This is a genomic window from Chryseobacterium carnipullorum (assembly GCF_900142785.1).
Lineage (GTDB): Bacteria > Bacteroidota > Bacteroidia > Flavobacteriales > Weeksellaceae > Chryseobacterium > Chryseobacterium carnipullorum.
This window is the reverse complement of sequence record NZ_FRCD01000020.1, coordinates 43,017-69,022: the sequence shown is the minus strand read 5'-3', so window position 1 is coordinate 69,022 and position 26,006 is coordinate 43,017. Positions and strand designations below refer to the sequence as shown.

Below are 26,006 nucleotides of genomic sequence, written 5' to 3'. Positions count from 1 at the left end.
TACAAAATTAGCAACTATTACTTTTAATTGATGAAAATAAATAACTTTTTAGAACTGAAGGATTTTCATAAGATTATCATTGAGAACGAAAAAATAGAACTGGAAGGAGCGCTTTTAAACAGAGTAGAAACAAGTTTTCAGTTTTTAAAGGAATTTTCACGAAATAAAGTAATATATGGTGTGAATACTGGCTTTGGGCCAATGGCTCAGTTTAAAATCAGTGATGAAGATACCCACCAGCTTCAGTATAACCTAATTAGAAGTCATTCTTCTGGAATTGGAAATCCATTACCCGCTCAGGAAGTAAAAGCCTGTATGCTGGCAAGGCTCAATACCCTTTCACTCGGAAATTCAGGCGTTCACCAATCGGTGGTTCATTTGCTTAAAGAATTGATCAACAGAGATATTACACCTTTGATTTTCGAACACGGAGGAGTAGGAGCCAGTGGTGATTTGGTACAGCTTGCCCACCTGGCTTTGGTTTTGATCGGAGAAGGAGAAGTATTTTATAAAGGTGAAAGAAAACTGACCAAAGACGTTTTCGAAACAGAGGGGCTGGAACCTATCAAAGTAGAGATCCGTGAAGGACTTGCTTTGATGAACGGAACTTCCGTTATGTCAGGAATAGGAATCGTTAATGCTTACAAAGCGAACCAGTTAACGGATATTTCAATTAGACTTTCATGCGCCATCAATGAGATTGTTCAGGCATATGATGACCATCTTTCAGAAGCTTTGAACGGCACGAAAAAACATTACGGCCAGCAGAAAGTGGCAGAAAGAATGCGTGCTCATCTGGCGGATAGCAAACTGATCAGGAAAAGAGAAGACCATCTTTATACCCACTTTGAAGAACAGGAAAAAGTATTTAAGGAAAAAGTTCAGGAGTACTATTCCTTACGATGTGTTCCGCAGATTTTAGGTCCTGTTTTAGATACGCTGGAATACACTGAAAATGTTCTTGAAAATGAGATCAATTCAGCCAATGATAATCCAATCATCAATGTTGAGGATAAGCATGTATACCACGGTGGAAACTTCCACGGAGATTATATTTCGCTTGAAATGGATAAACTAAAGATTGTTGTTACCAAGCTTACGATGCTTGCTGAAAGACAGTTGAACTACCTTTTAAATGCAAAGATCAACGAGATTTTGCCTCCTTTTGTAAATTTAGGTAAATTAGGCTTTAATTTTGGAATGCAGGGCGTTCAGTTTACAGCAACCTCTACAACGGCAGAAAGTCAGATGCTTTCCAATTCCATGTATGTACACAGTATACCTAATAACAATGATAATCAGGACATTGTAAGCATGGGGACCAATGCAGCAGTGATCTGCAGAAAGGTAATCGAGAATGCTTTCGAGGTATTGGCGATTGAAGCCATTACCATTATTCAGGCTGTGGAATATCTTGGTTTTCAGGACAAAGTTTCGTCTTCTACCAAAGAATTGTATGACGAGATTAGAAAGATCATTCCTGCTTTTTCTGATGATATGGTGATGTATCCGTATCTGGAGGAAGTGAAAAAATATTTAAAGGCAATGTAATTACATATCGTAAAGAATTGTTATACACTTAAGGATTAAAAATTATACTTAAAAAAACTAACTAAACACTAACACATGAAATGTGCAATTGTCACAGGTGGCTCCAGGGGAATTGGCAGAGCAATCTGTATAAAACTGGCTGAAGAAAAAAATTACCATATACTCATCAACTACACTTCCAATGAAGCGGCAGCGAAGGAAACTCTGGCTAAAGTTCAGGAACTGGGTGCTACTGGAGAGATCCTGAAATTCGACGTTGCCAGTGCTGAAGAAAGCCTTGGTGTTTTGACGGAGTGGCAGGATCATAATCCTGATGCGATCGTTGAGGTCATTGTAAACAATGCCGGTATCACAAGAGACGGATTATTCATGTGGATGCAGAGCGAGGATTGGAACAGTGTGATCAACACAAGCCTTAATGGCTTTTTCAATGTAACCAACTTCTTTATCCAGAAGCTTCTTCGAAATAAATACGGAAGAATCATCAATATGGTTTCTGTTTCCGGAGTAAAAGGAACAGCGGGACAAACCAATTATTCTGCAGCGAAAGGCGCTTTGGTAGGGGCTACAAAGGCACTTGCACAGGAAGTGGCCAAAAGAAATATCACCGTAAATGCAGTCGCTCCGGGATTTATCAGAACAGATATGACTCAAGACTTCAATGAGGACGAGCTTAAAGCAATGATTCCGGCCAACAGATTTGGGGAAGCAGAAGAAGTTGCGGATCTGGTAGCATTTTTAGCATCCAGAAAAGCGTCCTATATTACCGGGGAAATTGTGAATATCAACGGCGGAATCTACTCTTAAAAATAAAAAATAATATAACAATATAGCAATGTACCAGTGTAACAATTTGGCTTTGACCTCAGTATGATTGTTACATTGTTATACTGATACATTGTTACATTTAAAGATAAAAACATGGAAAATAGGGTTGTAATTACCGGAATGGGAATTTATTCTTGCATCGGGACCTCTTTGGAAGAAGTCAGAGAATCCCTATATCAAGGAAAATCCGGTATTGCTTTAGTACAGGAAAGAAAAGAATTCGGATTCAGGTCTGGCCTTACAGGGGTAGTCCCGAAACCGGATCTTAAAAATCTACTCAACAGACGCCAGCGTGTAAGCATGGGTGAGGAAAGCGAATACGCTTACCTTGCGACCATTGATGCATTGAAACAGGCTGGTGTTGATCAGGATTTCCTTGACAGCAATGAAGTAGGTATTCTATACGGAAACGACAGTGTTTCTCAGGCAGTAGTAGAATCTATCGATATTGCCAGAGAAAAGAAAGATACTACATTGATGGGATCGGGTGCGATCTTTAAATCAATGAATTCTACAGTAACCATGAATCTCTCAACGATTTTCAAACTGAAAGGAATCAATCTGACCATCAGTGCAGCGTGCGCCAGTGGCTCACATTCTTTAGGGCTTGCATATATGATGATCAGCAATGGTTTTCAGGATATGATTATTTGTGGGGGAGCGCAGGAAACCAATAAATATTCAATGGCTAGTTTTGACGGACTGGGTGTTTTCTCCGTAAGAGAAGATGAACCCACCAAAGCCTCAAGACCTTTTGATTCCGGAAGAGACGGATTGATCCCAAGCGGAGGAGCGGCCAGCCTTGTGGTGGAAAGTTTAGAATCTGCCCAAAGAAGAGGAGCCACCATTCTGGCAGAGATTGTAGGCTACGGTTTTTCTTCAAATGGCGGACATATTTCAACACCGAATGTAGACGGCCCGGCTCTGGCTATGCAGAGAGCTTTGAAACAGTCTGGGTTAAAAGTGGAAGACATAGATTATATCAACGCCCATGCGACATCTACCCCCATCGGGGATGCCAATGAAGCCAAAGCAATCTATGAGATTTTCGGAAGTGAAATTCCGGTAAGTTCTACAAAATCTATGACCGGACATGAATGCTGGATGGCAGGAGCAAGCGAAGTAGTGTACTCGATTCTGATGATGCAGAATGATTTTGTAGCACCGAATATCAACCTGGAAAACCCTGACGATGAGGCAAAAAGGATAAATTTGGTCTCAAAAACGAAAACTCAAAAAATTGACGTATTTTTGTCAAATTCTTTCGGATTTGGGGGAACCAACTCCGCATTAATAGTTAAAAAATTTGATTAAAAACATGGAAAGGAAAAAAATTATTGACATCGTTAATGATTTCTTAATAAACGAATTCGAGGTAGATGGCGATGAAATCAGTAATGACGCCAACCTGAAAAAGACACTCGGGCTGGACAGCCTAGACTATATCGATATGGTAGTCGTGATCGAATCTAATTTCGGAGTGAAATTGGGAGAAGCAGATTTTAAACAAATGGTGACATTTGATGATTTCTATACGACTATTGAAAATAAAATTGCCGCAAAAAACGCATAACTATCGATTGAACTTTATTCTTTTTAATAATGTAACAATAAAAAAATATACCAGTGTAACAATGACTTCAACCGAAAGATTGTTACACTGGTATATTGATAAATTGGTAAACTGTATATATGAACAAATGGAAAGGTAAATCTAAAGGAACCATAACCGGATATAAGATATTCGTCTGGTGTATTAGAAATATCGGAATCCGGAGTTCATATGTTGTGCTCTATTTTGTTGCTTCCTATTATTTTTTATTTCTTAAAAAAAGCAATCGCTACATTTCTTATTATTTTCAGAAAAGACTGAACTATGGCTATTGGAAATCAAAAGCTTCCGTATTCAAAAGCTATTTTACTTTCGGTAAGGTTTTGATTGATAAAACTGCTATTTCTGCTGGTTTAAGGGAGAAATACACCTATGAATTTGACGGAATAGAAAATCTCAGAAACCTTTTAGCAGAAAAAAAAGGAGGCGTTCTCATCAGCGCCCATATCGGGAATTTTGAAATTGCAGAACACTTCTTTGCTGATATTGATTTTGATTGTCAGATCAATCTTGTGACCACAGATCAGGAGGTGACCATCATTAAAGAATATCTGGAAAGCGTTGCCGTTAAACAAAGCAATATCAAATTCATCTACGTCAAAGAAGATATGTCTCATATTTTCGAGATCAATCAGGTATTATCAAATAATGAGCTGATCTGCTTTACAGGAGACCGTTATTTCGAAGGTTCAAAATATCTGGAGGCTGATTTGCTGGGAAAAAGCGCTAAATTTCCCGCCGGCCCCTTTTTGATCGCTTCACGGCTTGGTGTTCCTGTAGTCTATGTGTATGTGATGAAAGAAAAAAATCTTCACTATCACTTATATGCAAGGGTAGCGAAAAATATTAAAAACCGTGATTCTCAGGGACTTCTCAATTCTTATGTACAGAACCTGGAATCAATGATTACAAAATATCCTCTTCAATGGTTCAATTATTTCGATTTTTGGGATGATATTGATTAATTTTTCTAATTTTATCACCGAAAACTGATAATAATTCAGAATTAAACCTGATGAGAGAGTTAAGATGGTTTTAAACCCAACCGTATTTGTTGATTTTGCGCCCGTATGTTTTAAAAAAACAGCTACTCAATAACAACCATTTGCGTCTTTGTGTTTAATCTTTCTATAATGCTTAATCAAAAAAACACACAATTTTTCTCCTATTGAAAAAAGAATACGACATACTGGTGATCGGTAGTGGATTGGGAGGCCTTGTTTCGGCTCTGATTTTGGCGAAAGAAGGCCTGAAAGTCTGTGTACTGGAGAAAAATAACCAGTATGGAGGAAATCTGCAGACCTTTTCACGGGACAAGCTGATTTTCGATACCGGAGTTCATTATCTGGGAGGTCTTTCGGAAGGACAAAATCTTCACCAGTTCTTTTCCTATCTTGACATTATGGATGAGCTGGAACTTCACAAAATGGATGAGGATGGCTACGACAGAATTTCTTTTGGAAATGAAAGAATAGAATATCCTCATGCGCAGGGGTATGAAAACTTTGTCGAACAGCTCACTGCCCATTTTCCTGATGAAAAAGAGAACTTAGAAAACTATTGTGAAGAAATCCAGTACGTTTGTGCGCAGTTTCCAAGATATCAGGTAGTTGGGAAGGATACTTATAATGAAGAAATTCTTCACCTCAATACCAAAAGATTCATCGAGTCTGTTACTCAGGACAAAAAATTACAGGCAGTACTGCTTGGTTCCAATTTTTTATATGGCGGAGATTCAGAAAATATACCGTTCTACGTACATGCTCTTACAGTAAATTCTTACATTCAGAGTGCTTACAAATGTATAAAGGGCGGAAGTCAGATTACAAAACTCCTGATCAAAAAGCTTCGCCAGTATGGAGCAGAGGTACACAAGCATTCTGAGGTTTCCGAATTTATTTTTAATGAAAACAATATTCTGTCTTCTGTAAAAATAAAGTCAGGCAAAGAATATATTGCCGGTAAGTTTATTTCAAACATAGAAATCCGTTCCGTCATGAAACTGATCGGGGAAGAAAGACTGAGAAAATCTTTTTCCAACAGGGTGATGAGCTGGGAACCGGTTTCCTCATGTTTCAGTGTGTATCTGGTTTTAAAACCTCAAACTTTCCCTAACTTCAATTATAATATCTACCACTATTCATCAGAAGAAATGGTCTGGAATGCATTCCGTTACAGCAGAGAAAACTGGCCTGAAACCTATATGCTCTCTTCTACAGCCTCAAAGCATCATCCTGACTATGCTGAAAGTCTTACAGTGATCTCTTATATGGATTTTGATGAGGTGAAATCTTGGGAGAAAACCATCAATACAGTGGCCGAAGAGCACGAGAGAGGATTGAAGTACGAAGAATTTAAAATGGGAAAGGCGGAAAAAATGATCTCAGCACTGGAAAAGAAAATTCCTAATCTCAGACATTCCATACAAAATATCTACACTTCATCACCGCTGTCTTACAGGGACTATATCGGCAGTTTTGAGGGAATATGTACGGTTACATGAAAAACTCAGACAATCCTCTTAAAACAATGGTTTCGCCCCGTACAAAGATTGATAATTTCTTCCTTACGGGACAGTCTGTCAATATGCACGGAATTCTTGGAGTAACCATAGGTGCATTCAATACCTGTGCAGAAATTCTCGGAAAGGAACTTATAGATAAGCGTCTGAAACAAATGATCAAGATGAATGAAAAAAAATAACCGGCTTGCTACAGTACCTGGGGGAATTTATTTGTTCCTGATTCTTTCCCTTATTTCATGCGGAGTTTCAAAATCGGTCAGACATATTCCCGATATCAGTGCTTATACGGTGGAAACTCCAAAGGTCAACAAGATCAATGATTCTACATTCAGCTTTAATCAGAATTATCTGACAAAGAATAAGCAACAGCTTTGGGAGCTCTATATCAAAGGAAACCCGCTGCAACTTGGATATAACAACGGAGCACTAACCCAAGTCCTGATGCAGCAGCAGGAAGAGATCTTCTTTTCCAAAGTCGAAGGTTTTGTTCCGTCAAAGTTTAAACAGAAGGTCCTCAGAGGATTTCTAAAATGGTACAACAGGAAAATGTACCTGAATGTCCGGGAAGATTATCAAACAGAATTATACGGTTTGTCCCGATATTCTTCAGATCAGTACAATTTTATTGCTCCCAAATATCTCAGGAGCCTGTATCTTCACGGAGCCCACGACATCGGCCATGCCATGCAGGATCTGGCCATGGTAGGATGTACTTCCCTGGCAGTATGGGATGAAAATACGGAAGATGGAGACTTGCTGATCGGGAGAAATTTTGATTTTTATGTAGGAGATGATTTTGCTAAAAATAAGCTCATCGAATTTGTAGAGCCGGAAACCGGAATTCCTTATATGTCTGTAAGCTGGCCCGGAATGATAGGCGTAGTGTCCGGAATGAATAAAGAAGGGATTACAGTAACCATCAATGCCGGGAAATCTAAAATTCCTCTGACTGCCAAGACTCCGATCTCTCTTGTGACCCGGGAAATTCTACAGTATGCGAAAAATATTGACGAAGCTATCGCCATCGCAAAAAAAAGAAAAGTGTTTATTTCCGAATCCATTCTGGTAGGAAGTGCTCATGATAAAAATGCGGTGATCATTGAAGTTTCACCTAAAAATTTCGGAGTTTACAGGGTTGAGAATACAGGCAGGATGTTCTGTACCAATCATTTTCAATCAGAAGCGTATAAAGATGATAAAAGAAACCAAAAACAGATTTTAGAAAGTCATTCCGAATACCGGTACGAAAAGCTTCAGGAACTTTTGGAGGAAAAGAAAAAACTGAATCCTGAAAAAATGGCCGCTGTTTTAAGAGATAGATCCGGTTTAAAAGACCGGAAAATAGGCTACGGAAATGAAAAAGCAATCAATCAGCTTCTGGCACACCACGCCGTTATATTTTCCCCTGAAAAAAGGCTCGTCTGGGTTTCTTCCAATCCTTATCAACTGGGAGAATTTGTATGCTATGATCTCAATGAAATCTTTTCCGGTAAAAAGGCAGTGGAAAGCTTTCAGGCAAAAACAGCACTGAATATTCCCAGAGATCCTTTTGCAGATTCTGAAGAATTTGAAAACTATCAGGTATCTAAATTAATGGGTGAAGATTTAAGTATGGCCCTAAAGGATAAAGACATCGCAATGACAAATGACCTTATTCCCAACTATCAATCCATGAACCCTGATTACTGGCTGGTCTATTATCAGGCGGGCAAATATTATTTCAGCAGGAATGAGTTTTCAAAGGCCAAAAATGAATTTGAAAAAGCACTGACCAAAGAAATTACTACAGTTCCGGACAGGCAAAATGTAGAAAAATATCTGAAGAAAACTTTAAAGAAACTAAAATGATCCCTAAACATATAAAATTACTGTTCTGTATTCCTTTCATTATTATTATCGGTTATACCGCTTATTTGCTTACTCAATATAGTTCTATTCCTGACATTATCCCTATTCATGGGTATGGAGGAAAGAATGATGGCTATGGAAGTAAGGCATTTCTTTTTGTACCTATCGCCTTGAATCTTGCTATCTTGACCTTTATCTGGATGACAATCAAAAGACCGGACAAGATTAAATTTACTTTTGAAGTGAAGGAAGAAGATCAGGCAAAAACCTATTATCAGTACCAACTGGTTTTGATCATCCTTGCAATTTTTGTAACCTTGATGATGAGTCCGTTATCTTTTTCGGATGTAGTCTTTAAATAATTAATTATGAAAAAACTTTTAACCCTATTTCTAATTGTATTGTCATTCCTGTCATTTTCTCAAAGCAGAAAAGACATCGGAGCCCAATTTATCAGGACTTTATTGGTTGATAAAAATCCAGAAAAAGCCCATTCATTTTTTGATGCTTCCGTAGCCGGAGAGATCAAAGCCACAGACCTTGCCATGGTTACTGAGCAGCTTCAGGGGCAGTTGGGTGCATTTAAAAACATTCTGGAGGTAAATAATGAAAAAGATTCCTATTACTATTATTCTGAATTTGAAAAATCTAAACTGGATATCCAGATTACTTTTACCAGCGGTGATAAGATGATCGGTTTCTTTCTGGTTCCTCATAAAATGTTTGATCAGCCGGATGATAAAAATACATTAAAGATGACCAGTGATGATATTGAACTGAAGGGAACTTTGCTTGTTCCGGCAAATGGTAATAAGAAAAAGCTAGTCATTTTTGTTCATGGATCCGGAGCAAGCGACAGAGACGAGACCTTAGGTGAAAATAAGCCTTTCAAAGATATTGCAGATGAGCTTTTTAAAAATGGAATTGCTTCATATCGATATGACAAAAGAACCTATTCCAATCCGGAAACTTTCACTGAAAAGTCAACAGCAGAACAGGAAACAATCAATGATGCAGTCAATGCAGCAGCATATTTTAAAAATAATGAGAATTTCAAAGGGTATCAGATCATCATGTTGGGACATAGCCTGGGCGCTTATCTGATGCCGAAGATCGCAGAGAAAGCTCAGATTTCAAAATATGTTTTTATGGCCGGTAATGCCAGACCGCTTCAGGAAGTCATAATGGATCAGCTTGAATACCTTCACAAAATTGACCCTTCAAAAATTTCAACCGAAACGGTAGATACCATCAAAAAGCAAGTGGCTTTTTTACAATCAGATAAATTTGATCTGAATAGTCCGGACTCAGAACTTCCCCTGGGACAGTCTGCTTCCTATTGGAAATATCTTTTAAACTATAAACCGCTTGATGAAGTTAAAAACATCAAGTCACCTCTGTTTTTTGCACAGGGTGGAAGAGATTATCAGGTGACAGAAAAAGACTTTGCCCTTTGGAAAAATCAGTTGAAAACCAATAAAATGGCAACTTTTAAATGGTATCCTTCACTGAATCATTTGTTTATTAGGGGTTCAGGGATTCCATCTCCGGGAGATTATGAAGTCAAAGGAAATGTAGATGAGGAGTTTTTAAAGGACCTCGTTCAGTTTATTGTGAAGTAAAATTTAATTTTAAAATAATGAAATAAGTTGAGCATTTTGTTTTGTAAAATGCTCTTTTTCGTGGTATAAAATAATTATTATTAACCCATTGGTATCGATAATGTAACATTTTGTTGTTTTTGCTACTAACTAGGGAAGTAAATTAAATCAAAGTAAAAGATATGAAAAGAATTCGACTAAGTGTTAAGTTTTTATTGCTTTGTTCTTTTTTCGGTTATAGCGCTTTATCTGCTCAGAAACATGAGCAGGTGATCAAAGATTACGTTAATGCTGAAAAGACATTTCAAAGAATAAATCCTGAGCTGAAAGCATTTACCATTGTGAATGTTGACCCTTCAAAAAGTCTGAAAGGTGATGTGGTAGGAATACAGCAAACCATCAATGGTGTTCCGGTTTTTGGAAGTTCTGCCAATGTTTTGGTAAGAGAAGATAAAGTGCTGAGCTTTGCTGATACTTTTGTGAAAACGTATCCTTCCCTGATAAAAGGAAAGGAGAGTGCCCATAAGGAGTCTCTGGTAGCAGAAGCAGCCAGGAAACTGAACGGCTTGACTACCGTTAAAAACAGTCAGGGAAAAGAAGAATCTTTAAAAACTAAACTTGTTTACTTCTCTAAAGGCGGAGAATTGATCCTTGGATACCAGTTCGACTTGGAAGAGAAAGGGACAGGCAACCTGTGGACTTTAATCATCAGCACAGATGACGGTTCTGTACTATACCGCGAAAATCTTACAATTTCATGTGATTTCCATGATGGCGCTCACGAGCACTTTCCAACAGAATTACCGAAAACAGAACTCAATATTCAACCTTCTATACTTCCTGTTTCTGTAAAGCAGGAAAACAGCAACCTTAACAAAAATTTTGTTTTGGCTCCTGATAATGCCTCTTATAACGTTCTGCCATTCCCTGTGGAAGCTCCTTCTTTTGGAAGCAGAGCATTGCTGAATAATCCGTGGGACTTAACAGCTTCTCCGGAAGGATGGCATTCTGATGGTACCAATCATTATACGAACACCAGAGGAAATAATGCGTACGCATATACGGATGAAAACAATACCAATACGGTTCAGTTTTCTGCCGATGGGGGAGCGGCAAGAGCTTTTGATTTCCCTATGGATGTAACATTACCTCCACAGAACTATACTTCTGCGGCGGTGACCAATTTATTTTATGTCAATAATAAAATGCATGATGTATTTTATAAATTTGGATTTACAGAAACAGCCAGAAATTTTCAGACCACTAATTTCAGTGGCTCCGGTGCAGGCAATGATGCTGTTTTGGCAGAAGCCAGAGACGGAGGAGCTTATAATAATGCGAACTTCCAGTCACCGGCAGACGGATCTGCCCCCAGAATGCAGATGTATTTATTTGAGCCTACTCAGATGCAGAATCTCTTTTATAATTCGCCATCAATTTATACGGCAAGAGTTCCAATAAACAGAACGGCACAGTTTGGCCCTGCGCTTGAAGGAAATGCTCCTGTAACTGGAAATTTAGCACTTTCTGTGCCTGCAGATGCATGTACGGCTGTAGCAGCAGGAAGCTTAACCGGTAAAATAGCGGTAGTAACTGCGGCGACTTGCGGTTTTGCAGTTAAAACCAAAAATCTGCAGAATGCTGGTGCTATAGGCGTGATACAATATCACCCCAATAGTGATACTCCGGTAGGTTTAGGTGGTACAGATGCTACTATTACTATTCCGACCATAATGATTGGAAAGACGGAAGGACAATTCTTACAGTCTGAAATTACCAATGGAGCAACGATTAGTGCAACATTAAAATACGATAAATTAAATTACGTTTATAAAGACGGAAGCTTAGACAATGGGGTTATGGCACACGAATACGGACATGGAATCACCAACCGTATGACGGGTACCGGAAACAACTGTTTAAATTACGGAACTTCCAATGAGCAGATGGGAGAAGGATGGTCTGATTTCTTTGCCTTGATGCTAACCAACAAGCCGGGAGACAACGCTTCTGTTCCCAGAGGAATGGCTACTTTTACAGCCAGTCAAACTACAAATGGAGCAGGGATAAGACCCGCGAAATATTCACCTGATTTTACCGTTAATAATTACACCTATGCCAGAACTAATGGGATGAAAGTTAACGATAATGTAAGATTAACTAATGGTACCGTAATTCCGGTTACCAGAGCAGATGTTCACAGTATAGGATTTGTATGGGCAACGATGCTTTGGGATCTTAACTGGAAATACGTAGAGAAATATGGCTATAACAGCAATGTATTGGCAGATCCGAATAGCGGAAGTGCAAGAGTACTTCAGTTGGTAGTTGATGCCCTTAAACTGCAGCAGTGTAACCCGAACTTTATACAGGGAAGGAATGCCATCTTAGCGGCTGACATGGCAAAAACCAACGGAGCAGATAAATGTATGATCTGGAAGGTATTTGCGAAAAGAGGGTTAGGCGTTAATGCAGCACCGGGAGGTTTGGTTGGAATATGGCAGGATTATAATCAGCCTGCTCCGGACTTAAGCGACCAGGTTGAAAATTTCGACGTTCCGGCTGAATGTAATACCCTGGCAGTGAACGAAGCTTCTGCTGCTTCAAAAGGAATATCCATCTATCCGAATCCGGTGCAAACTGAATTCACGATAAAAACGCCATCAGGAATGGATCTTTCAGGGATTACTACCGTTTCAGTGTATGACTTGACAGGAAAATTGGTTTCTTCGGAAAAAATCAATCTGAACAAACAGACCACTGTAAACGTTAATACGCTATTGAACGGAGTGTATATGGTGACCATCAAGGGGAATGCCATTGATTACAGCCAGAAAATTATTGTTTCAAAATAAAAGTAGAATAATAACAGTATAGAGAAGGAAGTCCTGAAGCTCTGCTTCAGGGCTTTTTTGTTGCGGATTACATGAAAGTGGATGGATTTACGTGGTATGGGGTACCGTTTTGAGGGGCAGAGTGTTTTTGGGTTTTATTGTATTTTAGTTGCTTGTTGCTAAACTTAATATATAAAGTCTCATGTCCCATATCTGATGTCTAAAATCTCCTAATCATTCTCCGGATTCAGTTTATTCAGAAAAAGATAGGTGGCAATTCCGCAAATAGCGGACATCGATGTCGCTAAAATAGCACTTCCGATTACATATTGAAGCAGATTGTTTTTAATCAGTTCGAAATTGAGCTCGCTGCTTAAAATATTACTGTCGCCATGTACAAATGGGGAACCTAAAAAGAGAGAAGCCGCAATCACAAAAGGAATAAAAGGCGGAAGACTCACGTTGGACGCCACAAAGGCCAAAACTTTATTCAGCTTAAAAAGTACGGAGAGTGAAATCACAAGCAGGGTATGAAATCCCCAGAAAGGTGAAAATCCGATAAACACACCGAGTGCGATTGAAAATGCCTTCGTCCGGTTGCTGCCGTCACTTTCCAGGACATCTTCTTTTATGAATCTTTTAAAGCTTTTTTTTTTGAAATTATTCACGAAGTTTCGCGGAATAATATAAAGCAGCGTGATGGTTACCAAAATAGTATTCAGAATGCTGATTCTGGTAAAATCTTTGAACGGTCTGAAATGAGAAACCCTTTCTGCAGGATCATATAAAACCTTGATGGGAACATTTTTTACGGGAACATGTCTCCAGGCCGTCCTGACAATGATTTCGATTTCAAATTCAAATTTCGGGGTAAAATATTTCCTGGGAATTTTTAATAGTGGATATAATCTGTAGCCGGATTGCGTGTCTTCCAGTTTTATTCCGGTCTCAAACCAGAACCAGAAATTAGAAAATCTGTTTCCAAAGCTGCTCTTTTTCGGAATTCCATCCTGAGACATATTTCTGTTTCCGATCAAAAGTACATCTTCTTCTTCCTGAATCATTGCCTCTACGAATACAGGAATGTCATCCGGATAATGCTGTCCGTCTGAATCAATGGTAATGGCATAATGATAACCCAGTTTTTTTGCCTTTCTGAAGCCTGTTTTAAGCCCGTTTCCCTTTCCTTTGTTCTCTGGCAGGGAAATCACGGTGATCTGCGGATACTGCGCTAAAATGTGAGATGTAGAATCTGTTGAACCGTCATTGACCGCAATAATGTTTTCAGTGTAATTCAGAACACCGTCTATGACTCTTTTCAGAGTTTTTTCATTATTGTAAGTAGGGATTAAAATGCAAATCTTTTTTTCGTTGATGGCATTTTGTACTTCAGGAAAGGTCATCGTTTTATTTTATAGTGGCTCTTTCTGCGTCTGTAAAGGATTTAGACTGCATCACAAACTTTTTCACATAGCTTTTCAACGTTGCGTTTTGCTTACTGTAATTACTCATCAGGAATGCTTTGTCGTCCTTGATACTGCCTCTGTAACCCACTATTTTCGGGATATTTTCCTGAACACTCAGCCTGATTACGCGAAGTTCTATAGTATTGGGATTACTTTTAATAATGCTTTCAAGACTTGTTGCTCCTGTTTTCACAAGCGCTTTTCTGTTCTTTTTGGTAATCTTGGCCTCCATAATCTGTGCCGCTGCTTTGTAACCGTTGGTTACGGCATCAGAACCCGATTGCTTTTCTGCAAGATTGATGAACGCTTCCGTATTGGCATTGGAAAGATTAGCTTTAGCATAGCTGTTTCTTAACGCTTCAATGTCCGTCTGGAAAAAGAAAATAAAAGCCGTTACAAGAGATAAGAGAAGTTTCATGATGTTATTTTTTATAGCTTACAGACATTTTTAATGCAATAGTCTCGCCAAAAGAAGTGATGTTTTTTACTTTAACATCTTCTTCATTTTCAGTAATATCCAGTTGGAGTTTCAGGTCCGGAGTCTCAAATGGATTGATGATCGCCATGAATTTTACATTTGATGCTGTTTTTAAAAATAATTTTGAACCCGTAAATTCTTCTGTCAGTTCTTTTACGATCTGCATCATACAAACCCCTGGTGTTACAGGATTTCCGGGAAAATGACCTTTAAAAATCGCATGGTCTTTATTCAGATGAATATAAGCGGTATAATTTCCGGTTTCTGCTTTTTCGTATGATTCTAAAGTATAAAAGTCTGTAAGAATAGTCTGCATAAAATTATTTTTTCATGTTAAAGGTATAATAAACTCCCGTTTGAAATGTTACATTCGTATGGTCGCCATTAATATATACAAAGCCCTTTTTAATTCTGGCTTCTACTCCAAAATTTTTGGTAATATCATATCCTGCTCCAAATAATAACCCTAAATCAGCATCTGTTGGAGATTCAATATTTTTATGATCGGTAAGAAGTTCCAAAGTCGGACCAAAATGAATATTGAATTTATCGAAATAAAATTTATTCACTACCGCTCCTCCTATATAAGAAAGGCTCACCGTTTTAGAAGCTACCGCTGGGTTTTGACTTTCATATTTGGCTCCCTGACGGGTATAGTAAATTTCCGGTTGAAGAGCATAGAATTTAGCAAATCGGATATTCGCCTGAAAACCAATATAAAAATCAATTTTTGATTTGATATCATACGTATTGCTTCCGCTATGATAATAGTTTTGATTATCAATGTAATACCAATAGTCGTGAACAGGACCATCCGAAAAATGAGCAATATTGGCGCCCACTCGTATGCCGGGATTAAAAGTTACCTGGGCAAAAGAAAGGCTTGAAATTAAAGCAATTGCTAAAAATAGAAGTTTTTTCATGTTAATTCTGTTCGGTTTCGGTTATTTGAAATAGTTTTATATTGATCTTAAAATCCTTATGCCGGAGGTTTAAGCTGTCCGCGAAGATATGTTTTTTTGCCTCAAAACTGAAATCAATTTTTTCCTTAGTGTTTTTGGTGTAAATGATGTTCTTCAACAATCTGTTTTCTTTACTGAAGAACAGATAATAAGCCTTGTTATCCGCTTTAGACAGATAGATTTTCGACTGATCATTTTCAAAAGATTCACTCACAGGATATGATCTTTTCAACAATTCACGAAAGTCATTTCTTAGAAAATTAATAACGATTTTTTTGTCCAGATCCGGAAGTACATAATTCAGTTTAAAATCATTTTCAGAAATCTCGAAATCAATCAATTTATTTCCAAAATCTGAAGTCATAGCCACACGGTGGGTTGTTTCATTCAGTTTTTTGATGATCAGAATACCACTTACATGATTTTTATAAATATCCATCTGACATTTATAAACATAATCTTCGCCTGATGAAAAATATAGATTTTCAACCGTCTTTTCCGTGCTTTGAACTGGTTTTGCATCTGTAAGCTTGTAGCTTTTACAGGAAACAAACAGTAGAATAACCAGGCTATAAATTAAATTCTGAAGCTGCAATCGCTGCATTGATTTTGGTATTTTTGAAAACAATATTGGTCGTATCTCCTGAAGCTTCCGTCATATTCACCTGCGAAACCGTAGATTGGTTTTTAGGGAAATGTAACTCGATCTGTTTGATGTATTTCAGTAATTGAGCCGATTTCGGAATGAATTTGGCCACATTGAAGTTTCCGTTTTTAAAATAGGTAACGGTAAATTCCGGGTCACTGAACATTTTCCCGTTTGAACTTCCTACGATCAGCTTATTGATCTTCTCAAACGTTTTACTCTTCGCGTCTACAGAAGACTTTTTGCCCTGGTCATTAATGAAAATTTTACTGTCTTTAAAAACAATGCTGTACTGGTAAGGTTTGGTGTACTTCCAGCTCAGCATATTAGGCGATTTTAGTGACATCTTACCGTACGTAACGATATTCTTATCCAGAAAATCCATTTTTTTGGTCTGGGTAAAATCGCTCTGAAGGGTTTTGATCTCCTGAGTTTCAGAAGATACTTTCGTCACAAATGCTTTAGCTTCTGCTCCGGACATGGCTGTCATCTGTGCAGAAATGAACCCGGAAATTAATAAAAATGCTCCGAAAGCAATATTTTTAATCATTTTTATTTGATTTTGTAATTGAATTGACGGTAAACGTCGAATATTTTTTGTCCTTCAAAAATAACAATAAATCGACCAAAACGTTATAAGTCTTTTCAGAGGTATCATGGAGAAGAATAATACTTCCTTTTTTAAGGTTACTGGTAACTCTTTTGTAAATCTTATTTTCATCGTCTGTCACCGTATCCAGTGAGCGGACATTCCAGCCGATGCTTGTTTTGTGGGTTTTTCTAATGGCTTTGGCGATATTTGGATTGGTAACCCCAAAAGGAGGACGGTATAAATCTGTTTTAAGGTGGCCCACACGGAACATGATTTCATCACACTTCTCAATCTCGGAAATCATTTTGACAGCAGATAAAAATCCGGTATTGTTTGAATGTGAAAATGTGTGATTACCAATGGTATGACCTTCAGCAATAATTCTTTGAAAGGTTTCCGGATATTGCTCAATCTGTTTCCCGATACAGAAAAAGGTAGCTTTGATCTGATGTTCTTTAAGTAAATCTAAAAATCGGGGGGTAAACTCAGTGGGTCCATCATCAAAGGTTAGGGCAACTTCATTCATTTTGGTTCTTTTGTGAGTCATGCTATTCACAAAATACCCCAACGTAATATCAAATGAACCCCATACTACCAGAACAGAAAATGCAAATAAACAGACCAGATACACCCAGAAAGTTCCATGAAACGCATAAATGAATACATTGCAGAAAAGATAAAATAGAATAAACGGGTAATGTTTCATCTTCTGTTATTTTAAATTGTCCTTATTTTTCTCCCTGTCTCAAAAAGATCTTTGCTGTTTACAAAGCCCGTTCCAATAATACCAGACTGTGATCGCTTCCAGCCAGATGATTGTAAATAAGAATAGATCGTATCTCCTCTTTTTTCGTGGCATTGATCATCATGACGTCCGGAATCTGTTGTTCTTTTAAAATATGACAAGCCATAAAGGTTGAAAAACCACTCGCGGTATTAAACTCTCCACTCAGATGTTTGTAAAAAAGCAATGCTGAATTTTGAAACAAATCCATTGCTTTTGTATAATACACATCAGATTTTGCATCGCCACTGAAACCTAAAATAACCGCATCAATATCTTCTTTCTTTACCTTATTTTTGGCTAAAAAGCTTTCAATACATGAGTTTATTTCTTCAGTGTTCAATCGGTTAATGATTTGAATATCTTTAAGTTGAGCGTAAGAATTTTCAGTCTTGTCTTTTCCTAAAACAAAGAAGGCCGCGCCTTCACCCCAGATCACCCCGTCCGTCTCCGAATGTAAATAATCAGCGGGAAGATCCTCTTCTTTTTTGATGGTATTGTTAAGACGGTATAATTCCATTGTTCTGTTAGTTTGCTCATCTGCAGCGCCTACAAGAACATTTTCAGCCTCTCCGTCGTTGATCTGAAGTTGAGCATCCAGAAACGAAAATTCCAGAGATGAAGAGGTATTGACATACGTGAAATTGTATGCATGACATTGAAGTCCCAAAGCAATCTGTCCGGCAACCGTATTGTGAGTAGACTGGATAAAAAATGTTGGCGTCAGAAATTCTTCATTATTGTCGATGACATTTTTCAGAAACTTTTCAGAATCCTGTGAACATCCCATTCCGGTTCCTACAATAATGGCGTCCGGTTTTTCAATTCCAGCCTCTTTTAAAGCGTAATTTGAAGCTACTGAGCTCATTTTTACGGTTTTAGACATTCTCCTGATCATGGCAGGAGGAATGAATTCTTTATAGTTCGGATCTATAGCTTTTAAGACCTGAACCGATGGGTCTGCCTTAAGATCCTGAAAAAAATGATCTTTTAAAGTGTCCTGTACAGAGATGCAGGATGCACTGTTGATGTATACTGCACTCATGATTTTGAGAAAATTAAAGTAGAACAGTTTCCACCGAATCCGAAGGAATTGGAAAGAACATGATTAATGTTTTTCTCTTTCAGCTCCGTCACCGGAGTTAAATCAAATTCTGCCATTTTCGTTTTAAAATTCAGATTAGGAAAAATAACATTATGCTGCATAGCCAAGATGGAGAAAACAGCTTCAATGCCTGCTGCCGCTGCCAGTGTATGTCCGGTAAAAGCCTTGGTGGAACTGAATTCAGGAACCTGTCCTTCGCCAAAGATTCTGATCATAGCAATTCCTTCTGAAAGATCATTATTTGGAGTCGCCGTTCCGTGAACGTTGATATAATCGATATCATTTTTTGATAATCCTGATATTTTCAATGCCTGCTGCATCGCTAAAAAGGCTCCCTGTCCATTGTCTGAAGATGCAGTCTGATGGTGAGCATCATTCGCATTCCCGTAGCCGGAAAGATAAGCCAGGACTTTTTTGTTTTCTTTTTTTACCACCTCATCAGATTCAAGAACGATAAAGGCTGCTGCTTCTCCCAGATTCAGACCTTTTCTATCGTTATCAAATGGAGTATTATAAGAATCTGTAAGGATCATCAGCGTGTTGAATCCATTCAGTGTAAATTTTGAAAGGGAATCTGTACCGCCTACAATTACACGGTCTAAAATTCCGTTTTTGATCAGTTTAGCGCCCATCATGATAGCATTGGCTGCAGAAGAGCAGGCTGTACTGATGGTAGAAACGATACCTTTTAGTTCAAGATAGTCTGCGATGGCCAGTGAGGAATTTCCTGCGTCGTGGGCATCGATGTATTTTTGCTTTTCAGGAAAGTCTTCGTAAGTGTAGAAATACTTCTCAGTGATATCCATTCCGGCTACACTGGTAGAGGATATCAGTCCGGTTCTGTATTCATTGATGTCAGAAATTCCGGCTGATTCTACAGCTTCTTTAGCCGCTATCATGCCTAATAAAGAAGTTCTCGTTACATTATTATTTTCAGGCAGCTGAAGCTTCTGTACAAGATCTTCATTAGACCATTTTATTTCGCCGGTTTTGATTGTTCCGGCATGGCGGGTGTCAAACATTTCAATGTCCGAAATTCCATGTTTTCCGGTCTGTAAAGAAATAAAATTTTCCTCCACGTTATTTCCGATGGAAGAAATGATGCCCATTCCTGTTATGGCAATTTTTCGACTCATTTTATCTTAAAATGTAATAATGCATCCATCTACCAGTATTACAATATTGATAAACTGGTAGATGGATACATTGCTAGATTGAATACATTATTTCGTTCTGTTGTCCTCAATGAACTGAGCCATTATTTCGATAGACTGGAAAATTTCCTTTCCTTTTTTAGGATCGGCTAATTTTATTCCATAATCTTTATCCAAAAGAACAATAAGCTCAAGAGCATCGATAGAATCAAGACCCAATCCGCCTCCGAATAAAGGATCTGTATCTTTGATCTCTTCTACAGAAACGTCTTCCAGGTTAAGAACTTCAATAATTTTGTGCTTCAATTCTGTTTTTAAATTTTCCATAATTATTTAATTTACCAATGTATCAATGTACCAGTTTACCAATTTTAGGATTGTTACATTGCTGCACTGTTATATTGTTACATTTTTACAGGGTTAGCAAATATACAAAAGCTTTATAATTTTCCTGATAAAGTTCTGTCCAGCCACAGAGAACTTTTTCTGCTTTCCCGGATATCAGGATCTGTTCTGCATAATCGTTTAAAAATTGTTCATCCAATTCATCCAGAACAAAAAAAGCATTTTCCGTTTGCATTTTATGTTTAATACTGATTTCACCTACACAAATGTTAGGTAACGTGTAAACAAATACGGCAGGACTTGGGAAGTAATTCTCCTCCGAGTTGATGCTTTCCTGGTATTTAAAATCCGTATCCAGACTTGATGATCTGTTGGCCAGAACCACTGCTGTTCTGCTGTGGTCTTCCTCTTTTAAAATCATATCTGCGGCAAGAAAAGCCAGCTTGCTCAGATGATCCATCTTGTGAAACTTGGGATAATTAAGTTCTAAGCTTTTATAGGCTTCTTTCGCAAAGTCATGAAATGTCTCTGTCTGGCTCTCAAAAACAGGATTTCCGTTAACAGTTATTTTTGAGTGTTCTATGGTACAGGTGTCGGTTTTTTTCATCACTTTCATTTTAATATTTTTCCAAAACTATCGCTGCATTGCATCCTCCGAATCCTGAAGCTGTTTTTAAAATATATTGAACCGATGCCGGCTGGTTCTCTTCAATAATATTTAAAGGCTGGGAAACTCCCATTTCTTTAAAATTTTTAGAGGGAATCAACAGTCCGTGACGGGCGCTTTCCATGGAAATAATGCTTTCCAGAAGTCCTGATGCTCCGAGACAGTGGCCGTAATAGCCTTTCATACTGTTTAACGGAACATGTTGAAGTTCCATCCTGTTGAAAGCAATCGCTTCCATCTCGTCATTATACAGGGTCGCGGTTCCGTGGGCAGAAATAAAATCAACCTGCTTTGGGGTTACATGAGCTTCAGTCATTGCATTTCTGATGCTGGCATACAATCCGTCTCCTGTTCTGGATGGTCCGGAAATATGATTGGCATCATTAACGGCGGAGTCTCCCAATATTTTAAACCTAAACTTTTCGTTTTTATCCAACGCAGAAGTAATATACATTGCTGCTGCTGCTTCACCTATGTTGATTCCATTCCTGTTTTTGTCGTAAGGTTTACAGGGCTCTGTTCCAATGGCCTGGAAAGAATTGAATCCTGAGATTACAAACTCTGAAACCTCATCGCCGGCCATTACAAAAGCGTCTTTATATTTTCCGGCCTGGATCATATTTTTAGCAACCGCAATGGCCATTACACCTGAAACACAGGCATTGGAAACCACAATGGGTTTGGTTTTAAACCCAAAATGATCAGCCATCTTCTGGGCTAAATTTGACAGATAAGCACCTTCAGGCAATTCGGTCTGGTTTTTTAACAAGCTGATGTTTCCTTTGGTGGTAGATAATATGAAAGCGGTTTCTTCCGAAATTTCATGCTTTTCTATAAGAGGTTTAAGACTGAGAAGAAACATTTTTTCCAGTCTTGTAAAATTTTGACTATCAAAATTGTTTTTAAATTCTTCTTCAAGCTTTTCGGTATCAATAATGGAAGCATAAAAAGCTTCCTGATTTTCTATCACCTGATGCAGACCCACGCCTGATGTTCCTTCTACCAGATGATTCCAGTTAGAAGTTACATCAAACCCTAAAGGAGTGACGCAGTGGTAGTCTGTAATATAAATTTCTTTCTTCATCACAATCCCATTTTATCTTTCCATGCCTGAAAAAAATCAGGATTATACAGGCACAAGCTTCCGCTACTGTCTAAGAAAACCTGGATGGTTTCACCACTGCATACAAGTTTATCCTCCTGATTGAACAGTTCGTAGGTATAGATGAGTTTTGCCGATACGGAATTCACAAAAGTCGTAACAATCCTGAACGTTTCTCCATATTTTAACGGAAGGAAATGTTCACAGGTGCTTTTCACAATAGGTGTCACATAGCCTTCTCTCTGAATATCAAGATAAGTAAGGCCGTGCTCTCTTCCGAAAGCTTCTCTTCCGTCTTCGAAATACACGATATAATGTCCGTGCCAGACGATACCCAGCGGATCTGTTTCATTGAACCTTACCCTTACTTCTTCCGTACAGGTTAATATGTTTTCTTTAGACTGCATTTTGTTTTTGTTCGTAAAAAATAGAAATAGATACCATGGCAATGTAGAATAAGAACAGGAATGCAAGTTCTTTCGCAATACCTCCAATACCACTGTTTCTTAAAATAATATCGTAGTAGGCGTTCAGTCCCCAGTTCATCGGGGAAAACTTGGCCACGGTCTGCATAAATTCCGGCATTAAAAATACAGGAACCCATATTCCTCCGATAGCGGCCAAAACCACGACTGAAGTAGCTCCAAAAGGGGCTGACTGTTCCTGAGTATCTGCAATAGTTCCCAGTAAAACACCAAATCCTATAGCTGCCAATCCGGAAAACAAAGTCACCACAATAAGCTGGAACATTTTTCCTGAAACATCGAAAGCAGGCAGATCCATATATGGGAAAAGATAGATTCCCACTGCCACCATGAGTAAAAACTGAATGATACAGATGATCAGATAAGTGAATGTCTTCCCTAATATATGGACAAAATAAGGAGTAGGACTGATCCTTGCTCTTACGCTGGTGCCCTGACTTTTTTCCTTAACCAGGTTGATTGATAAAGGAACTACAATAAAAAAGATCGCAAAAAGAGTCCATGCAGGAACGTTGTGCTGAACGGAATTCGGCATGACATCTATGATTCCTTTTTTAGGGGTGATCTCTTTGAAACTGATCAGGCTTTTATTTTCCTCCAGATTTTCTTCAGTTCCGAGCTGATCCTGAAATGCTTTATAGATCTTTTTGTTTTCGATCTCAAAAACCATTTTATTCACTGAATTCATGACTGAATTTTTGAATCCCGCATTAGTAGCAGGGTCAAAATACAGATGAATGTCTTTCGCCTTTGGTGCGGTTTTTTTTACCACGGCAGAATCACCTTCCAGGCCAAATGAACTTACGATCGTCTGAACTTTGGAATCAATATTTAAATTTAAATCTTTTGTTAAATTTTCTGGAATGACGATGGCCATCTGGTAATCTCCGGAAAATACGGCATTCTGCGCTGATTGTTCCGTGTAATTCGTTAGTAACTGGAATGTTTTGCTGGTTTCCAGTTCTTTTTTTATGTTTTTTGATACCTCAGACTTGTCATTATCAATAAAAATAATCGGGATTTTTGAACCTTCCAGATTTTTGAAGGTAGAATCCTGAATTAAGGTAATCGTTACAATAAGCAGCAACGGCATAACGAAAATAATGACTATTCCTCCAATATCTCTCTTCAGAAGAAGGATTTCCTTCACGAAGCTTCTCCAAAGTTTATACAACAACATCTCTTAATTCTTTTCCTGTTAATGAAATGAAAACGTCTTCCAGGTTTTCAGCGTGGGTAATCTGTGACACCAGTTCTTCAGGTGTTCCTACGGCATGAATTCTTCCTCTGTCGATAATAGCGATCTTGGTACAGAATTCTTCTGCCTCGGAAAGGTGATGGGAGGTATAAATAATACACGTTCCGTTTTTATTCAGTTCCTGTAAGAAATCGATGATTACTTTTTTAGACTGAACATCAACACCTACAGTAGGTTCATCAAGAAATAATACTTTAGGAGTGTGAAGTGTTCCTGCGATAAGGTTGCAGCGGCGTTTCATTCCTCCGGAGAACTGTTCTACTTTTTTATCTGCAAATTTTGAAAGTCCCATCGTCTCTAAAGATTCATCGATGGTTCTTTTAAGATCCTTATGCTTTAAGCCGTACAGACTTCCATAAAACATCAGGTTTTCTTTGGCAGTAAGGGTAGGATAAAGCGCGTATTCCTGTGGAACGATTCCGATAATCTGTTTGATTTTAAAATTGTCCTTCTGGGGTGAGAATCCATTGATGGTAAATTGTCCGGAAGTAGGTTTTATCAATCCTGAAAGCATGGAAATCAAAGTGGTTTTTCCGGCGCCATTGGGCCCCAGAATTCCATAGATCTCATTTTTCTCAATATTCAGCGAGATGTCATTGACAGAAAACTCTTCGGAGTTTTTATATTTTTTATAAAGATTTTTAATCTCAATCATATTCTCTGCCATATCAGATCGCTTTTCTCAGTTTTTTATAGAAAGCTTCTTCCAGATCAGCAATGTGAAGCATAGATTTTGAAAGGTTGTTGTAGATATCACTTTTTGAATTCCTGTTTTTGTAAACACGGGCAATATCTACGGCAAAATCTCTCCACAGATCACCAATGGCGGTGATTTCTTTGGATAATTCCTTTAATTCATCATTTTTGAGAATGACTGCTGCTTCCTGAAGAAATGCTCCATAAATAAATCTGAAACCACCTCCTCCCGTCCCAATCTCTTCCTGCATTCTGATCAATTGACCAAGATAGTGATTGGTGACTTTGGTGCCTTTCTTTGCAGCCCATTTCGGGATGCTTTTGGCGACCCATCTCATGGCTTTTACACCAATAAGCGGAACGGGAGCAAGCATATTTTTACAGGTATCCTTGATTCCTTTTTTGATGGCTTCTTCAATGTTTACTTCTTCAGGGATGTAAGTAGGGTAGTACATATGTCCTTTTGGCGGAAGTGCACCTTTAGCATATCTTACTTTTTCCAGCTCGGCCTCGGATAGTGACGTTGTATAATCCATTACCGGATCGCTGATCAGGAATTTTCCGTCTTCCTTTCCATATACCACAAGGTTGTGGGCATTGAAGTGGAATTTATATTCTTCAGGAAAATAGGTAAGGTTGAAAACGCCCACCTGAAGTCCTGTCGGGATATTCTGATTTAAGTTCCGCTCTAAAGCGGACTGTGCCTCTTTAGGGTTGGAAAATTTTTCTCTTTTGATTTTAATGCCCAATCTTTTCGCTGCTTTACTGAAAATAGCACCGGGCATCGGACGATAGCTGAAGCCTGGAGCAAAATTAACTTTCAAAAATGGCAGATAGACAAAAAACAATCCGGAGCCGATCCCGAAGATCATGGGTTCACTGAGTTTTAAGCCTTTATTGAGTAACAGATTGGAGGCGACACCGTTTTCGCAATGCGCGGTCTGATGGTGTTCAAAGTTAATTTTCATTTGCTGCTTTTATCTTTTTCATTGGCGAAATGAAATTGTGCATAAAGTGTATGCTTCATTTTCCGTGTTATTTTCCGTCAAAGTTCTTTAGTTCATCCACTGAAATTCCGAATGCATCGGCATATTTTTTCAGTACGGTTTCGCTTAGTGTTTTGAATACTTTGGGTTTGGTATGTCTTTTCACTCTCCACTGCCACATTCCGACATAAGAAGAAAGAACCCCCAAATCCATTTTATTAAGTTCCATGAAATAAATAATGGGACTTACCGTGTTATTGGCAACCTCCTTTCTGGCCTCTTCAATTCTTTCATGAATAAGCTCCAGAGATTCTTCCAATGCTGCTTTTTTAGCTTCCCAGCCTATGCTGTTGGCAGTCGTATAATTGTCGTTTTCGTCCGTCACATACAAGACTTCGGTCATGTTTGCTGACTTCAGATTGCTTTCATCCTGAGGCAGGTCTTGTTTTTTCATGTAAACCGTATTATTCTTTTACTTTAAG

Annotated in this window: 28 protein-coding genes; 11 read left to right on the top strand and 17 right to left on the bottom strand. The window is 38.3% G+C overall.

Going from position 1 to position 26,006, the window contains the following annotated elements; genetic code table 11:
- The first annotated feature begins 30 nt into the window (after positions 1-30).
- The 11 genes from BUC06_RS19805 to BUC06_RS19760 all read left to right on the top strand — a co-directional run bounded on the left by BUC06_RS19805 (position 31) and on the right by BUC06_RS19760 (position 12,819).
- Positions 31-1,551 (top strand): flexirubin biosynthesis tyrosine ammonia-lyase FlxA, encoded by a 1,521-nt coding sequence (locus BUC06_RS19805; RefSeq protein ID WP_073335755.1) that lies wholly within the window; start codon positions 31-33, stop codon positions 1,549-1,551.
- A gap of 75 nt (positions 1,552-1,626) precedes the next feature.
- Positions 1,627-2,358: a flexirubin biosynthesis SDR family reductase FlxB gene (fabG, locus tag BUC06_RS19800; protein ID WP_073335754.1), complete on the top strand. Its 732-nt coding sequence runs from the start codon at positions 1,627-1,629 to the stop codon at positions 2,356-2,358.
- Between the two features lie 114 nt (positions 2,359-2,472).
- Positions 2,473-3,693: a beta-ketoacyl-[acyl-carrier-protein] synthase family protein gene (locus BUC06_RS19795; protein WP_073335752.1), complete on the top strand. Its 1,221-nt coding sequence runs from the start codon at positions 2,473-2,475 to the stop codon at positions 3,691-3,693.
- 4 nt (positions 3,694-3,697) lie between these two features.
- Entirely contained in the window at positions 3,698-3,952 is a 255-nt protein-coding gene (locus BUC06_RS19790; protein ID WP_073335830.1) for an acyl carrier protein, read from the top strand.
- Between the two features lie 119 nt (positions 3,953-4,071).
- Positions 4,072-4,956 (top strand): LpxL/LpxP family acyltransferase, encoded by an 885-nt coding sequence (locus BUC06_RS19785; protein ID WP_073335750.1) that lies wholly within the window; start codon positions 4,072-4,074, stop codon positions 4,954-4,956.
- A gap of 203 nt (positions 4,957-5,159) precedes the next feature.
- A complete protein-coding gene (locus tag BUC06_RS19780) occupies positions 5,160-6,494 on the top strand; it encodes a phytoene desaturase family protein (RefSeq protein ID WP_317041439.1) in 1,335 nt (444 codons plus the stop codon).
- A complete protein-coding gene (locus BUC06_RS24390) occupies positions 6,491-6,694 on the top strand; it encodes a hypothetical protein (protein ID WP_317041438.1) in 204 nt (67 codons plus the stop codon). Before BUC06_RS19780 ends, BUC06_RS24390 begins: the two co-directional genes overlap by 4 nt.
- A complete protein-coding gene (locus tag BUC06_RS19775) occupies positions 6,681-8,363 on the top strand; it encodes a C45 family autoproteolytic acyltransferase/hydolase (protein WP_073335748.1) in 1,683 nt (560 codons plus the stop codon). The genes BUC06_RS24390 and BUC06_RS19775 overlap by 14 nt, the downstream gene beginning before the upstream one ends.
- On the top strand, positions 8,360-8,725 hold the full coding sequence (locus BUC06_RS19770) for a DUF1648 domain-containing protein (protein ID WP_073335746.1): 366 nt from the start codon (positions 8,360-8,362) through the stop codon (positions 8,723-8,725). The genes BUC06_RS19775 and BUC06_RS19770 overlap by 4 nt, the downstream gene beginning before the upstream one ends.
- A gap of 6 nt (positions 8,726-8,731) precedes the next feature.
- Entirely contained in the window at positions 8,732-9,985 is a 1,254-nt protein-coding gene (locus BUC06_RS19765; protein ID WP_073335744.1) for an alpha/beta hydrolase, read from the top strand.
- A gap of 161 nt (positions 9,986-10,146) precedes the next feature.
- Complete coding sequence (locus tag BUC06_RS19760) at positions 10,147-12,819, top strand: T9SS-dependent M36 family metallopeptidase (protein ID WP_073335742.1); 2,673 nt, start codon at positions 10,147-10,149, stop codon at positions 12,817-12,819.
- Positions 12,820-13,028: 209 nt separating this feature from the next.
- Here the strand turns inward: BUC06_RS19760 and BUC06_RS19755 are convergent, their stop codons facing one another.
- From BUC06_RS19755 to BUC06_RS19675, 17 genes are all read right to left on the bottom strand, one after another.
- Positions 13,029-14,201: a DUF2062 domain-containing protein gene (locus tag BUC06_RS19755; RefSeq protein ID WP_073335740.1), complete on the bottom strand. Its 1,173-nt coding sequence runs from the start codon at positions 14,199-14,201 to the stop codon at positions 13,029-13,031.
- Positions 14,202-14,205: 4 nt separating this feature from the next.
- Complete coding sequence (locus BUC06_RS19750) at positions 14,206-14,682, bottom strand: hypothetical protein (protein ID WP_073335738.1); 477 nt, start codon at positions 14,680-14,682, stop codon at positions 14,206-14,208.
- A 4-nt stretch (positions 14,683-14,686) separates the two neighbouring features.
- Positions 14,687-15,058, bottom strand: a complete 372-nt coding sequence (locus tag BUC06_RS19745) for an ApeI family dehydratase (protein ID WP_083564140.1) — start codon at positions 15,056-15,058, stop codon at positions 14,687-14,689.
- A gap of 4 nt (positions 15,059-15,062) precedes the next feature.
- Positions 15,063-15,665, bottom strand: a complete 603-nt coding sequence (locus BUC06_RS19740) for an outer membrane beta-barrel protein (protein WP_073335736.1) — start codon at positions 15,663-15,665, stop codon at positions 15,063-15,065.
- A 1-nt stretch (position 15,666) separates the two neighbouring features.
- Positions 15,667-16,308, bottom strand: coding sequence for a flexirubin biosynthesis protein LolB2 (locus tag BUC06_RS19735; RefSeq protein WP_073335734.1), 642 nt, complete (start codon positions 16,306-16,308; stop codon positions 15,667-15,669).
- A complete protein-coding gene (locus BUC06_RS19730; protein WP_073335732.1) occupies positions 16,274-16,900 on the bottom strand; it encodes a flexirubin biosynthesis/transport protein LolA2 in 627 nt (208 codons plus the stop codon). Before BUC06_RS19730 ends, BUC06_RS19735 begins: the two co-directional genes overlap by 35 nt.
- Positions 16,893-17,648: a polysaccharide deacetylase family protein gene (locus BUC06_RS19725; RefSeq protein ID WP_073335730.1), complete on the bottom strand. Its 756-nt coding sequence runs from the start codon at positions 17,646-17,648 to the stop codon at positions 16,893-16,895. The genes BUC06_RS19730 and BUC06_RS19725 overlap by 8 nt, the downstream gene beginning before the upstream one ends.
- Before the next feature lie 58 nt (positions 17,649-17,706).
- The gene (locus BUC06_RS19720) at positions 17,707-18,771 is read right to left on the bottom strand and encodes a beta-ketoacyl synthase N-terminal-like domain-containing protein (protein WP_073335728.1); all 1,065 of its coding nucleotides are present in this window, start codon (positions 18,769-18,771) and stop codon (positions 17,707-17,709) included.
- Positions 18,768-19,967: a beta-ketoacyl-[acyl-carrier-protein] synthase family protein gene (locus BUC06_RS19715; protein ID WP_073335726.1), complete on the bottom strand. Its 1,200-nt coding sequence runs from the start codon at positions 19,965-19,967 to the stop codon at positions 18,768-18,770. Before BUC06_RS19715 ends, BUC06_RS19720 begins: the two co-directional genes overlap by 4 nt.
- An 87-nt stretch (positions 19,968-20,054) precedes the next feature.
- Positions 20,055-20,312 (bottom strand): phosphopantetheine-binding protein, encoded by a 258-nt coding sequence (locus BUC06_RS19710; protein ID WP_073335724.1) that lies wholly within the window; start codon positions 20,310-20,312, stop codon positions 20,055-20,057.
- A gap of 85 nt (positions 20,313-20,397) precedes the next feature.
- Positions 20,398-20,937 carry a 3-oxoacyl-ACP synthase gene (locus BUC06_RS19705; RefSeq protein WP_073335826.1) on the bottom strand — a complete coding sequence of 180 codons (540 nt, stop codon included), beginning with the start codon at positions 20,935-20,937 and terminating at the stop codon, positions 20,398-20,400.
- A gap of 10 nt (positions 20,938-20,947) precedes the next feature.
- Positions 20,948-22,081 (bottom strand): beta-ketoacyl synthase N-terminal-like domain-containing protein, encoded by a 1,134-nt coding sequence (locus BUC06_RS19700; RefSeq protein WP_073335722.1) that lies wholly within the window; start codon positions 22,079-22,081, stop codon positions 20,948-20,950.
- Positions 22,081-22,506 carry an acyl-CoA thioesterase gene (locus tag BUC06_RS19695; RefSeq protein WP_073335720.1) on the bottom strand — a complete coding sequence of 142 codons (426 nt, stop codon included), beginning with the start codon at positions 22,504-22,506 and terminating at the stop codon, positions 22,081-22,083. The genes BUC06_RS19700 and BUC06_RS19695 overlap by 1 nt, the downstream gene beginning before the upstream one ends.
- Positions 22,496-23,764: an ABC transporter permease gene (locus BUC06_RS19690; RefSeq protein ID WP_073335718.1), complete on the bottom strand. Its 1,269-nt coding sequence runs from the start codon at positions 23,762-23,764 to the stop codon at positions 22,496-22,498. Before BUC06_RS19690 ends, BUC06_RS19695 begins: the two co-directional genes overlap by 11 nt.
- Positions 23,751-24,509: an ABC transporter ATP-binding protein gene (locus BUC06_RS19685; protein ID WP_073335716.1), complete on the bottom strand. Its 759-nt coding sequence runs from the start codon at positions 24,507-24,509 to the stop codon at positions 23,751-23,753. Before BUC06_RS19685 ends, BUC06_RS19690 begins: the two co-directional genes overlap by 14 nt.
- Before the next feature lies 1 nt (position 24,510).
- Positions 24,511-25,506: a BtrH-related acyltransferase DarH gene (locus BUC06_RS19680; RefSeq protein WP_073335714.1), complete on the bottom strand. Its 996-nt coding sequence runs from the start codon at positions 25,504-25,506 to the stop codon at positions 24,511-24,513.
- A gap of 67 nt (positions 25,507-25,573) precedes the next feature.
- On the bottom strand, positions 25,574-25,978 hold the full coding sequence (locus BUC06_RS19675; protein WP_073335712.1) for a flexirubin biosynthesis protein DarG: 405 nt from the start codon (positions 25,976-25,978) through the stop codon (positions 25,574-25,576).
- Positions 25,979-26,006: the final 28 nt, after the last annotated feature.